10 protein-coding genes and 2 tRNA genes are annotated in these 11,971 nt (G+C 60.4%); 3 read left to right on the top strand and 9 right to left on the bottom strand.

Going from position 1 to position 11,971, the window contains the following annotated elements; genetic code table 11:
- Positions 1-127 precede the first annotated feature (127 nt).
- The 8 genes from pheT to D0T21_RS04325 all read right to left on the bottom strand — a co-directional run bounded on the left by pheT (position 128) and on the right by D0T21_RS04325 (position 7,411).
- A complete protein-coding gene (gene pheT, locus D0T21_RS04360; RefSeq protein WP_116988589.1) occupies positions 128-2,554 on the bottom strand; it encodes a phenylalanine--tRNA ligase subunit beta in 2,427 nt (808 codons plus the stop codon).
- Positions 2,555-2,621: 67 nt separating this feature from the next.
- Positions 2,622-3,641: a phenylalanine--tRNA ligase subunit alpha gene (gene pheS / locus D0T21_RS04355; RefSeq protein ID WP_116988588.1), complete on the bottom strand. Its 1,020-nt coding sequence runs from the start codon at positions 3,639-3,641 to the stop codon at positions 2,622-2,624.
- Positions 3,642-3,745: 104 nt separating this feature from the next.
- Positions 3,746-4,105, bottom strand: coding sequence for a 50S ribosomal protein L20 (gene rplT / locus D0T21_RS04350; protein ID WP_070359934.1), 360 nt, complete (start codon positions 4,103-4,105; stop codon positions 3,746-3,748).
- A gap of 21 nt (positions 4,106-4,126) precedes the next feature.
- Positions 4,127-4,324 (bottom strand): 50S ribosomal protein L35, encoded by a 198-nt coding sequence (gene rpmI, locus D0T21_RS04345; RefSeq protein ID WP_081632420.1) that lies wholly within the window; start codon positions 4,322-4,324, stop codon positions 4,127-4,129.
- A 211-nt stretch (positions 4,325-4,535) separates the two neighbouring features.
- Positions 4,536-5,075, bottom strand: coding sequence for a translation initiation factor IF-3 (gene infC / locus D0T21_RS04340; protein WP_301546328.1), 540 nt, complete (start codon positions 5,073-5,075; stop codon positions 4,536-4,538).
- A gap of 19 nt (positions 5,076-5,094) precedes the next feature.
- A complete protein-coding gene (gene thrS / locus D0T21_RS04335) occupies positions 5,095-7,002 on the bottom strand; it encodes a threonine--tRNA ligase (protein ID WP_116988586.1) in 1,908 nt (635 codons plus the stop codon).
- Positions 7,003-7,200: 198 nt separating this feature from the next.
- Positions 7,201-7,277: transfer RNA gene (locus tag D0T21_RS04330), tRNA-Val, on the bottom strand.
- Positions 7,278-7,334: 57 nt separating this feature from the next.
- Positions 7,335-7,411 (bottom strand) — tRNA-Val (locus D0T21_RS04325).
- Between the two features lie 141 nt (positions 7,412-7,552).
- Between D0T21_RS04325 and D0T21_RS04320 the strand changes: the two genes are divergently transcribed.
- Genes D0T21_RS04320 through D0T21_RS04310 form a run of 3 tightly spaced genes read left to right on the top strand, consistent with a single transcriptional unit; the run spans position 7,553 to position 9,711 of the window.
- Complete coding sequence (locus D0T21_RS04320; RefSeq protein WP_116988585.1) at positions 7,553-8,503, top strand: cation diffusion facilitator family transporter; 951 nt, start codon at positions 7,553-7,555, stop codon at positions 8,501-8,503.
- Positions 8,504-8,513: 10 nt separating this feature from the next.
- Positions 8,514-9,050, top strand: a complete 537-nt coding sequence (locus D0T21_RS04315) for a DUF3617 family protein (RefSeq protein WP_158567956.1) — start codon at positions 8,514-8,516, stop codon at positions 9,048-9,050.
- Positions 9,051-9,069: 19 nt separating this feature from the next.
- Positions 9,070-9,711: a CatA-like O-acetyltransferase gene (locus tag D0T21_RS04310; RefSeq protein ID WP_116988583.1), complete on the top strand. Its 642-nt coding sequence runs from the start codon at positions 9,070-9,072 to the stop codon at positions 9,709-9,711.
- On the opposite strand, the gene D0T21_RS04305 is transcribed toward D0T21_RS04310, so the two are convergent.
- Positions 9,708-11,966, bottom strand: a complete 2,259-nt coding sequence (locus D0T21_RS04305) for a bifunctional (p)ppGpp synthetase/guanosine-3',5'-bis(diphosphate) 3'-pyrophosphohydrolase (protein WP_116988582.1) — start codon at positions 11,964-11,966, stop codon at positions 9,708-9,710. The two genes, D0T21_RS04310 and D0T21_RS04305, sit on opposite strands and share 4 nt — an antisense overlap.
- Positions 11,967-11,971: the final 5 nt, after the last annotated feature.

Raw genomic sequence — 11,971 nt, 5'->3', positions numbered from 1 at the left:
CGGCGGAATCTACGTCGTTATTATTAATTTTCCTGCCCTGCCTTATCTAAGAACGAATGAGTCCGGCAAAGGCCGGACTCCCAAATGGTCAACAAATAATGATTTTACAACAATCTTGGCTGTCAGCTCAGGTGCGCAGACGGGCGCCGTGTTTTTGCTTGGCGGCGTCGCCGACGGCGGCCATTACAGCTTCCACCACATCGTCTTGCAGCGTATTTTGAGTATCTTGCAAGCTAAAGCGGAAAGCAAGCGATTTTTCGTCCGCCTCCAGTCCTTTGCCACGATATTCATCAAACAAAACAATGGCTTGCACGATCTTGCCCTGCGGACTCATTTGCACGGCAGCATTAAATGCGTCCAGCAAATCCTGCGCCGGAACGTCTTGCTTGACGACCACCGCCAGATCCCGCGTGGCGCCTGGGAACTTGGAGATTTCCGCGTATTCTGGCACAGATTGTTGCTGCAAAGCAACTGCGTCCACCTCGAACACGACTGGCGCATGCGGCAGCTCATACTTTTGCAGCCAGCGCGGGTGCAGTTCGCCGATGAAGCCGATGACCTTGCCATCCAGCAGCACGTGCGCCGAGCGGCCCGGATGCAGCGCCGGGTGCTCTGCCTTGACGAAGCGCAGCGACAGCGGCGCGAACAGGTGCTCCAGGTCGGCCTTCAGGTCGAAGAAATCGATCTGGCGGTTGTCCTGGCCCCACTGCTCGTCAGCCACGTTGCCGTAGGCCATGGCGGCCACGCGCTTAGGCTGGTGATAGCCGGCCACGGTCAGCGGACCATCTGGAATGCTGTCGTCGCGCAGGTAGATGGCGCCGATCTCGAACAGGCGCACGCGGCTGGTCTTGCGGTTCAGGTTGTAGCGCACATTGGCCACCAGGCTGCCGATCAGCGTCGAGCGCATCACGTTCATCTGGCTGGCGATCGGGTTCTGCAGCTTGATCGGGTTGGCGTTGCCGCCGAAATCCTGCTCCCAGGCCGCGTCCACAAAACTCATGTTGACCACTTCCTGGAAGCCCAGGTCGGCCAGTTGGTGGCGCACGGCGAACAGCGAGCGGGTGTTTTCCGGCGCGATGATCATGGTGTTGGCGGCCACCGGCGCCACGGTCGGAATGTTCTCGAAACCGTAGACGCGCGCGACTTCCTCGATCAGGTCTTCCTCGATCTCGATGTCGAAGCGGTACGACGGCGAGGTCACAGAGAACACGCCATCGGCCAGCGTGAACGGCAGCGCCAGGCGGGTGAAGATGTCCGCGATGGTCTGATCGTCCAGCGCCACGCCGATCACTTTCTGTGCGCGGGCTGTGCGCATCTGCACCGGCGCGCGCTTCGGCACGTTGACGATCTGGTCGTCGACCGGACCGATTTGCGTGGTCGGCGTGCCGCAGATTTCGATCAGCAGCGAGGTGATGCGTTCGATGTGCTCGACGGTCGTGGCGTAATCGACGCCGCGCTCGAAGCGGTGCGCCGCGTCGGTCGAGAAGTTGTACTTGCGGGCGCGGCCCTGGATGGCGTTCGGCCACCAGAACGCGGCTTCCAGGTAGATAGCCTCGGTCTCCAGCGAGACGGCCGTGGCGTCGCCGCCCATGATGCCGGCCAGCGATTCGATTTCCTTGTCGTCCGAGATCACGCCTACCCATTCGTCGACGCTGACGGTGTTGCCGTTCAGGAGCTTGAGCGTTTCGCCGGCTTTACCCCAACGCACGTTCAGGCCGCCGTGGATCTTGGCCAGGTCGAACACGTGGGTAGGACGGCCCAGTTCCAGCATCACGTAGTTGGAGATGTCCACCAGCGCCGACACCGAGCGCTGGCCGCTGCGCTCAAGGCGCTGCTTCATCCAGTCCGGCGTGGCGGCCTTGGCGTTCAGGTTGCGGATCACGCGGCCGGAGAAGCGGCCGCACAGGTCCGGCGCCGAGATTTTCACCGGCAGCACTTCGGCGCTGTTGACAGCGACCGGGCGGAACGACGGCACATGCAGCGCGACGCCGGTCAACGCCGACACTTCGCGCGCCACACCCAGCACCGACAGGCAGTCCGCCTTGTTCGGGGTCAGCTTGATGGTGAACTTGAGGTCGTTGAGCGCGTAGTAGTCGCGGAAGTTCTGGCCGACCGGAGCGTCGTCCGGCAGTTCCAACAGGCCGCTGCCCTCTTCCGACAATTTCAGTTCCTTGGCCGAGCACAGCATGCCTTGCGACTCGACGCCGCGCAACTGGCCAACCTTGATTTCAAACGGCTTGCCGTCGGCGCCCGGCGGCAAAATCGCGCCGGCCATCGCGCACACAACCTTCAGGCCCGGACGCACGTTGGGCGCGCCGCAGACGATGTTGAGCAAGGTGCCGGTGCCGACATCGACCTGGCAGACGTTCAGGCGGTCCGCGTTCGGATGCTTGGCCATGTCGCGCACGTGGCCGACGACCACGTTGGAGAACGGCGGCGCCACGGCTTCGACTTCTTCCACTTCCAGGCCGGACATCGTCAGCAGATGGGCCAGTTCGTCCGAAGTCATCTTCGGATCGACCATGGTACGGAGCCAGTTTTCGGAGAATTGCATAATCAAGCCTTCAAAGATAGTCCGACGGGAGCGCGCACCTGCGTGGCGCTCGACCGTTTCGTTATTGTTAGTTGAACTGCTTCAGGAAGCGCAGGTCGCCTTCGTAGAACAGGCGCAGGTCGCTGACGCCGTAGCGCAGCATCGTCAGGCGTTCCAGGCCGGAGCCGAACGCGAAGCCGATGTACTTTTCCGGGTCGAGGCCGAAGTTGCGCACCACCGACGGATGCACCTGGCCCGAACCGGAAATCTCCAGCCAGCGGCCCTTCAACGGACCGGAACCGAAGGCGATATCGATCTCGGCCGACGGCTCGGTGAACGGGAAGTACGACGGACGGAAGCGCACTTGCAGATCGTCGGTCTCGAAGAAGGCCTTGACGAAATTCAGGTACACGCCCTTGAGGTCGGCGAAGCTGATGTTCTCGGCGATCCACAGGCCTTCGACCTGGTGGAACATCGGCGAGTGGGTGGCGTCGCTGTCGACGCGGTAGGTGCGGCCAGGCGCGATCACCTTGATCGGCGGCGTGTGGCTGCGGGCATAGCGCACCTGCATCGGGCTGGTGTGCGTGCGCAGCAGCAGCGGCTTGCCTTCGCTGTCGTTGCCTTCGATGTAGAAAGTGTCCTGCATCGAACGGGCAGGATGGTTTTCCGGGCTGTTGAGCGCCGTGAAGTTGGTCCAGTCATTTTCGATCTCGGGACCGTCGGCCACGTCGAAACCGATCGAGCGGAAGATCTCTTCCACCCGCTCCCAGGTCCGCATCACCGGGTGGATGCCGCCGCCGGCGCGACCGCGGCCAGGCAGCGAGACATCGATGGCCTCGGCGTTCAAACGGGTTTGCATCTGGGCGTCGGCCAGCGCATCGCGCCGGGCCGTCAGCGCCGCTTCAATCTGCCCTTTGGCAGCATTGATCAGGGCGCCTTGCGCCTTGCGTGCTTCAGGGTCGAGCTTGCCCAGACCCTTCATCAATTCGGTGATCTGGCCGGTCTTGCCCAGATATTTGGCTTTGGCATTTTCCAGTGCGGCGGCGTCATCTTGCGCGGCCATGAAATCCTGCACTGCTGAGGCGACGAGTTGTTCCAGGGAGTCCATGCGTTTTTCTTATCCTCAATCAAAAACGGGGCACAGGTTTCAACCTTTGCCCCGTTCTCAGTCGCGGACCCGTTGCCGGGATCGCGCGTCCAAATCAATGCGTATTAAGCAGCGATTTTTGCTTTCACAGCGTTGACAATCGCAGCGAATGCTGGCTTGTCCATCACTGCCATATCGGCCAGGACTTTACGGTCCAGTTCGATCGAAGCTTTCTTCAGACCATTCATGAAGACGCTGTACGTCACGCCATGCTCACGGGAAGCGGCGTTGATACGAGCGATCCACAGACGGCGGAAGACGCGCTTCTTGTTACGACGGTCGCGGTAAGCGTACTGGCCAGCGCGCATAACTGCTTGCTTGGCAATACGGTATACCTTGCTGCGACGACCGCGGTAACCCTTGGCCATGTTTAATACTTTTTTATGACGGGCACGAGCTGTAACCCCACGTTTTACTCTAGGCATAGTAACTCCTTAGTTGTGAGATTAAGCGGTTGGCATCATGCGCATGACGGACTTCACGTCAGACGCATCAACGTTCGTGATACCGCGCAGTTGGCGCTTCGATTTGGTGGTCTTCTTGGTCAGAATGTGGCGCTTGAAAGCGTGACCACTCTTAACAGTACCACCTGGACGCACGCGAAAACGTTTTTTCGCGGAGCTTTTGGTTTTCATTTTTGGCATAGCAATCTACCCTTCTGGGTAGCTCCATATCAAACAGGATTGCAGGTGGCGACACTACGTCACACTTAGATGCCTGCTTTCACTTGTTTTTGCAGCAGATGCGAGTCCACTACATTACAACAGCGGGCAATTATAGACCAGTTGCTGCAATTCTGCACCACAAATTACAAGGGGCGCCTCAGCGCCCCCTGCATTTGCTCTTAAAGCAAGATTACTTCTTTTTCTTAGGCGAAAGGACCATGATCATCTGGCGGCCTTCCATCTTCGGGAACTGCTCGACCTGGCCGTACGGCTCCAGATCGGCCTTCAGGCGTTCCAGCATACGGAAGCCAATATCCTGGTGCGCCATCTCACGACCGCGGAAACGCAGCGTGATCTTGGTTTTATCGCCTTCATCGAGGAACTTGATGAGGTTACGCAGCTTGATATTGTAGTCGCCGTCATCGGTGCCCGGACGGAATTTGACTTCCTTCACGGCGATGATTTTCTGCTTCAATTTCGCTTCGTGAGCCTTCTTCTGCTCCGAATACTTGAATTTGCCGTAGTCCATCAAACGGCAGACCGGCGGGACCGCGGTAGGCGCGATCTCGACCAGGTCGACGTTTGCTTCTTCCGCCAGGCGGAAGGCTTCGGCCAAAGTCACGATACCGAGAGGCTCGTTATCGACCCCACTTAAACGCATTTCAGGGGCAGTGATTTCGCCATTGATGCGATGCGACTTGTCAGTAGCTATGGTGATTCCTTTTAAAATCTAATGAAGAACTGTGCGATCAGGCTTTGTTGGCGACGTCTTGCTGAAGTCGCTCGATCAGGGCATCGATGGACATGACGCCCAAATCGACATTGCCCCGTGCCCGCACAGCCACGGTATTGGCATCCCGCTCTTTATCGCCAACTACAAGGATGTAGGGCAGTTTTTGGACGGAATGTTCGCGTATTTTATAGGTTATTTTCTCGTTGCGCAAATCGGTCTGCACGCGGAACCCGCTCCGGCGCAGCTTTTCAGCCACTTGCGCCACATATTCGGCCTGCGCATCGGAGATGTTCAACACCGATACCTGCACCGGCGCCAACCATGCCGGCAAGGCGCCCGCGTAGTTCTCGATCAGGATGCCGATGAAGCGCTCCATCGAACCGACGATCGCACGGTGCAGCATGACCGGCACCTGACGGCTGTTGTCGGCCGCGACGTATTCGGCGCCCAGGCGCTCAGGCATGAAGAAGTCGACCTGCATCGTGCCGACCTGCCATGGGCGACCCAGCGAATCCTTCAGGTGGTACTCGATCTTCGGACCGTAGAACGCACCCTCGCCCGGCAATTCGGTCCAGGTCACGCCGCAGGCGCGCAGGCCCGAACGCAGCGCGTCCTCGGCCTCGTCCCACACTTCATCGGTGCCGATGCGGTTGTCCGGACGCAGCGCCAGCTTGACTTCGATGTTGTTGAAGTCGAAGTCCTTGTAGACTTCCATCGCTTGCGTGTGGAAAGCCACCACTTCCGGCTCGATCTGCTCTTCGGTGCAGAAGATGTGGCCGTCATCCTGGGTGAAGCCGCGCACGCGCATGATGCCGTGCAGCGCGCCCGATGGCTCGTTGCGGTGGCACTGGCCGAACTCGCCGTAGCGCAGCGGCAGGTCGCGGTACGAACGCATATTGCTATTGAAGATCTGCACGTGGCCCGGGCAGTTCATCGGCTTCAGCGCGTAGGAGCGGTTTTCCGACTCCGTCACGAACATGTTTTCGCGGTAGTTGTCCCAGTGGCCGGTCTTGCCCCACAGGCTGGAGTCCAGGATCTGCGGCGCCTTGACTTCCTGGTAGCCGTTGACCTGGTACTTGTTGCGCATATATTGCTCAACCTGCTGCCAGATGGTCCAGCCCTTCGGATGCCAGAACACCAGGCCCGGCGCTTCGTCCTGGAAGTGGAAGAAGTCCAGCTGCTTGCCCAGCTTGCGGTGGTCGCGCTTTTCCGCCTCTTCCAGCTGGAACAGGTATTGTTCTTGATCTTCCTTCTTGACCCAGGCGGTGCCGTAGACACGCTGCAGCATTTCGTTCTTGCTGTCGCCGCGCCAGTAGGCGCCGGCCAGCTTCATCAGCTTGAATACTTTCAGCTTGCCGGTCGACGGCACGTGCGGGCCGCGACACAGGTCGGTGAAGCTGCCTTCGGTGTACAGCGACACATCCTGGTCGGCAGGAATCGACGAGATGATCTCGGCCTTGTAGGCTTCGCCGATGGACTTGAAGTAGGCGACGGCTTCGTCGCGCGGCAGCACCTTGCGGGTGACCGGCTCATCCTTCTTGGCCAGCTCGGCCATTTTCTTTTCGATGGCGACCAGGTCGTCAGGCGTGAACGGACGCTTGTACGAGAAGTCGTAGTAGAAACCGTTTTCGATGACCGGGCCGATGGTCACTTGCGCATCAGGGAACAGCTCCTTGACGGCGTAGGCCAGCAAGTGGGCGGTCGAGTGACGGATCACATCCAGACCTTCAGGGTCTTTATCGGTGATGATGGCCAGATCGGAATTTTTCTCGATCAGGAAAGAGGTGTCCACCACTTTGCCATCAACCTTGCCGGCCAGCGCGGCCTTGCCCAGGCTGGTAGCGATGCTGGTCGCCACTTGTGCAACGGTGACTGGGCCGTCGAATTCACGGGCAGAACCATCAGGAAGGCGAACTGAAAGCATAACGATCTCCATTTCGGCGCGGGCGCCAGGTAGTGGTACAAAAGAATGATAATAAAAACGCGGACGAAAAAAAACGCGGGCTAGCCGCGTTTTCTCTTTTTTTTAGCAAAAGAATCCCGATCGACTAGCGTCACTCCCAAAGCTTGGTAGTAGTTCGCGGTGTCATAACCGGATTGCCTTTCTCGCTCTTACATGTTCTGGTGGGCGGTGCAGAATTCGAATCTGCGACCCCTTGGATGTCGACCAAGTATTCTAACCAGCTGAACTAACCGCCCGGGGGTACTACTCAATACTGCTATTTTACTGCGTTTTTACTACTGTGCTACGTAATCTGGTGGGCGGTGCAGAATTCGAATCTGCGACCCCTTGGATGTCGACCAAGTATTCTAACCAGCTGAACTAACCGCCCGAAGACCAGCATTATAGAGAGCGATTCGGAGAAAAACAAGGGCATAAATCGGAAACATTTACAAAATGCACTATGAGGCCGCAATACGCGAGTCATCGACATCCTTTAAACTATGGCAGTTCCCACCACAACAAGAAGCCCATGCAAGCCGAAACCCGCGCCAACACTAGCGTAGAGCTGCCTCCCTCTCCTTCCGCCCACCTGCACGAACACCGTGACGGCGATGCCGAACATGCCCACTTTAATGTGCAACGCAGCCAGTCGGTGCTGGCGTGGTCGCTGGTGCTGACGCTGGGATTTGCCGTGGTCGAGGTCATTACCGGCTTCATGTCCAACTCGCTGGCGCTGATTTCCGACGCCGGCCACATGGTCACGGACGCCGCCGCGCTGGGCCTGGCGCTGCTGGCGCAACTGATCGCCAAGCGGCCGCCGTCGGCGCGCCACTCGTTCGGCTTCGGCCGCGCCGAGGCGCTGGCGGCTTTCGTCAACAGCCTGGTGCTGTTGCTATTGGTCGGCTGGATCGTGTTTGAGGCGGCGCAGCGCTTCTCCAAGCCGGAGCAGGTGCAAGGCGGCACCGTGTTCATCGTCGCCGGCATCGGCCTGCTGATCAATCTCGTGCTGGCTTATATGCTGTCGCGCGGCGACAGCAATATGAATACGCGCGCCGCGCTGGTCAATGTGATCGGCGACCTGTTGGGCTCGGTGGCCGCGCTCATCGCCGGCGCCGTCATCTACTACACCGGCTGGATGCAGATCGATCCGCTGCTGTCGATCTTTGTCGCGCTGCTGATTTTGAAGTCCACCATCGACGTGTTGCGCGAGTCCTATCACTGCTTGATGGGCGGCGTGCCGGAGCAGATCGACTATCTGAAAGTCGGCGCCGACCTGGAAAAAATTGACGGCGTCTGCTCGGTGCACGACCTGCATGTATGGGATATGTCGCCAGGCCATCCGGCACTGATCGGCCACGTGGAAATCACCGACCTGGCCCACTGGCCCGCCATCCTGCAAGCCATCAAGGCCATGTTGCTGGAAAAGCATGGCATCGACCACATCACGCTGCAAGCGGAAGTCGACACCAATCCCCCGTAAGGAACGCACCATGTTCACCAACAAATGCATGCTGTGCGCCGCACTGCTGATCGCCCATCCCGCATACGCCCAGCAGGCTCCGCGCCCCGGCGTGTGGGAACAATGGGTGACGCCAAAACCTGTATATGCCGGAGCAAATAGCGACGTCGTGCGGATGCTGGATGAAAGCAATCGCCAGACCAAGGCCAAGCTTGCGGCCATGCCGGAGGAAAGGCGTGCGGCAATTGAAAAAGAAATGGCGACGGCCGGCGTCGATCTTCGCCTGAGCAAGCCCGATGGCGTGATGAGTGCGCAGCAATGCATGACAGCCAAGGAAGCCGCGCGCCTAGCCGCCGCGCAGCTGGAGCAGAAAGCAAACTGCCAGCGCACGGTCACGCAACAAGGCGACGGCGTCACCGTCGTGGTCATGACATGCAAGGACGGCGATCCTGCACACATCTCAACAAGCACATTCACTTACTATGGCGAAAAGGCGTACTCGATAGATGCGCCTATGGCCACCATCAGCGCACGCTGGCTGCGCGACGACTGCAGCGGCATCCAATAATTCAACCAGATCCAACTACATGCAAAATTTTGAAAAACGCCGCGACCGCTACAACGCCTTTGCTTCATTTGAAAATCCGCTGGTCAATCTGAGCTTTGAATTGGAGGTGCCGGACTTTCGGCCGTTCTGCATGGCGCAGCAGCTGCCGCCGTTCCACGTCTTCCTGTACTGCGTGCTGAATTCGCTCAAGGAGATCGACAACTTCATGTACCGCATCTACGAAGGCGAAGTCATCAAGATCGACGACTTCATGGCCTCGTACACGGTGCTCAATCAGGATAAGAACGTGAATTTCGCGCGCTTCACGCGCTCGTCGGATCTGCAGGAGTTCGTGGCGCGCAGCGTGGAGGCGAAGCAGTTCGCCGAAGCCAGCGACGTGCTGGTCAACACCACCGAGGCCTTGAGCCCGATGGAAAAGAAACGCAACATCCACATCACCTGCATGCCGTGGCTGAAGCTGGTGGCGATCGAGCATCCGATCTACCATCATAAGAGCTACGACATTCCATCGGTGGCGTGGGGCCGCTTCAGCGATCCGCGCGACGATGGCAAACTCATGGTGAACATGTCGGTACTGGCCCACCACGGCTTCGTCGACGGTTACCACGTGCATCTGCTGGCTCAGGCCATTGCAGCACGCGTGGCAACCATTATCGGCTAAGCGCGGCGGGCTTCCTGCACGCCGGTCACTTCGGCGATGGCGTTCAGCGCTTTCTGCAGCTGCGCGGTGGCGCCGATCTCCGCCGTGAAGGTCATGCGCGCGAAGCCTTTGGCGCTTTGCGTGTTGACGCCGATGACGTTGATCTTCTCGCGCGAGAAGATCTCGGAAATGTCGCGCAGCAGGCCCTGGCGGTCGCCCGCCAGGATGAAGATATCGACCGGGTACACCGTGTCCGAGACCGCCCGCCCCCACTCGGTGACAATCACCCGCTCCGGCGCCTTGGCGCGCATCTCGGCGAAGTTCTTGCACGTGGTGCGGTGGATCGATACCCCTTTGCCGCGCGTGACGAAGCCGACGATGCCGTCCGGCGGCGCCGGCTTGCAGCACTTGGCCAGCTGCGTCATCAAGCCGTCCGTACCCACCACCAGCACGCCCGACTTGGCGCCCTGGTCCACGCTGGATGCCTTGCTCTTGCCCAGCACCACCGCGTCTTCCGGCTCGGCCGGCTCGCCGGTGTCGTGCAGCGCCTGCTCGACGTGGCGCAGGCTGAACTCATCCTTGCCCACCGACAGGAACAGATCGTCCACCTTGGCGAAGCCCAGCTTGTTGGCCAGCGCTTCCAGGTTGACCGCCGTCTTGCCTTCGCGCTGCAGGGATTTCTCCACCATCGCGCGGCCGTGCGACAGCGTTTCCTGCATGTCGATGGCGTGGAACCAGGCGCGGATCTTGGAGCGCGTGCGCGTGGCCACCGTGTATTCGTCGCTGAGCCAGTCGCGCGAAGGGCCCGCCGTCCCCGGCGCGCCCTTGGCGGTGATGATCTCGCAGGTCTGGCCGTTCTTCAGCGGCGTGTTCAGCGGCACCATGACGCCGTCCACGCGCGCGCCACGGCAGCGGTGACCGACATCGCTATGCAGGTGGTACGCAAAGTCGACCGGCGTGGCGCCGACCGGCAGTTCCAGCACGCGCGCCTGCGGCGTCAGCACGAAGATGCGGTCGTCCAGCGCGGCGGACTTGAGCTTCTCCACCCACTCGCGCTGCTGCTCTTCCTGCCCAACCACCGCGTCGGCGACGTCGGTCTTCCAGGCCAGCAGCTGGCGCAGCCAGGCGATCTTTTCATCGTACTTCTGGCCGGCGAAGTTGGAGCCGCCCTCTTCCTTGTAGCGCCAGTGCGCCGCCACGCCGTACTCGGCGAAGCTGTGCATCTCCTGCGTTCGGATCTGCACCTCCAGCGGCCGGCCGTCTTCAGCCGTCACCACCGTGTGCAGCGACTGGTAGCCGTTCGATTTCGGCCGCGAGATGTAGTCGTCGAATTCCTTCGGGATCGGCGTCCAGATGTTATGCACCACGCCGAGCACCGTGTAGCAGGTCTTGACGTCGGCCACGATCACGCGGAAGGCGCGCACATCGTACAGGTCGGTGAAGTCCAGCTCCTTGCCCTTCATCTTGCTCCAGATGGAGTAGATGTGCTTGGGACGGCCGAACACTTCGGCCTGGATGCCGGCCGCCGCCATTTCCGATTGCAGCCGCTCGATCGCCGAGGTGACGAAGCCTTCGCGCATCATGCGCTTCTCTTCCAGCATCTTGGCGATGCGCTTGTACGCTTCCGGCTCGATGAAGCGGAACGACAGGTCTTCCAGCTCCCACTTCAGCTGCCAGATCCCCAGCCGGTTGGCCAGCGGCGCATACAGGTCCAGCGTTTCGCGGCCGTAGGCGCAGGTCATGTCGTTGAACAGCTTGATGTCGGCGAAGTAGCGCAAGGTCGTCACGCAGGACGCCAGGCGCACCAGCACCACCCGCATGTCGGAGGCCATCGCCAGCAGCATCTTGCGCAGCGTTTCAACCTGCGCCACCGCCATCTGCGCGGCGTTGCGGCCGCGCGCGACGGCGCCCGGCTGGCCCTGGCCCTGGGTCTGTGTCAGTTCGCGCAGCCGTATCAGCTGGCGCACGCCGGCCACCAGGTCGCTGACCTCCTGGCCGAAACGCGGTTCGATGATGGGCGCCTGCGCGGTGTCGAGCAAGGTCAGCTCGAACATCAGGCCGGCGATGCGGGTCTCGACGTCGGTGCGCATGAAGGCCAGCGTGCCGGCCACGCCGACCGCGAAGTCAATCGCCGGCTGGCCGCTGGCGCACAGCTTGTCGCCATAGGCGTCGCCGGCGAAGTCCAGCGCCGACAGCATGCGGGCGCTGTCGTCGGGCGTCAGGCCCTGGACCAACTGCTCCGACGTTGCGCTCGTGAGCGCGGTGATGGAAACCATGATGC

Origin of the sequence: Duganella sp. BJB476 (genome assembly GCF_003416895.1) — a bacterium.
In the GTDB taxonomy this organism is placed as follows: domain Bacteria; phylum Pseudomonadota; class Gammaproteobacteria; order Burkholderiales; family Burkholderiaceae_D; genus Rugamonas.
This window is presented reverse-complemented; position numbering and strand designations above follow the sequence as displayed.

What these genes read in the sequence shown, in the direction of transcription:
- D0T21_RS04315 (WP_158567956.1), top strand. Translation starts at nt 8,514, where the DNA reads ATGTTCACCAACAAATGCATGCTGTGCGCCGCACTGCTGATCGCCCAT.
- D0T21_RS04305 (WP_116988582.1), bottom strand. Translation starts at nt 11,966, where the DNA reads ATGGTTTCCATCACCGCGCTCACGAGCGCAACGTCGGAGCAGTTGGTC.
- D0T21_RS04320 (WP_116988585.1), top strand. Translation starts at nt 7,553, where the DNA reads ATGCAAGCCGAAACCCGCGCCAACACTAGCGTAGAGCTGCCTCCCTCT.
- thrS (WP_116988586.1), bottom strand. Translation starts at nt 7,002, where the DNA reads ATGCTTTCAGTTCGCCTTCCTGATGGTTCTGCCCGTGAATTCGACGGC.
- pheS (WP_116988588.1), bottom strand. Translation starts at nt 3,641, where the DNA reads ATGGACTCCCTGGAACAACTCGTCGCCTCAGCAGTGCAGGATTTCATG.
- pheT (WP_116988589.1), bottom strand. Translation starts at nt 2,554, where the DNA reads ATGCAATTCTCCGAAAACTGGCTCCGTACCATGGTCGATCCGAAGATG.
- D0T21_RS04310 (WP_116988583.1), top strand. Translation starts at nt 9,070, where the DNA reads ATGCAAAATTTTGAAAAACGCCGCGACCGCTACAACGCCTTTGCTTCA.
- rplT (WP_070359934.1), bottom strand. Translation starts at nt 4,105, where the DNA reads ATGCCTAGAGTAAAACGTGGGGTTACAGCTCGTGCCCGTCATAAAAAA.
- rpmI (WP_081632420.1), bottom strand. Translation starts at nt 4,324, where the DNA reads ATGCCAAAAATGAAAACCAAAAGCTCCGCGAAAAAACGTTTTCGCGTG.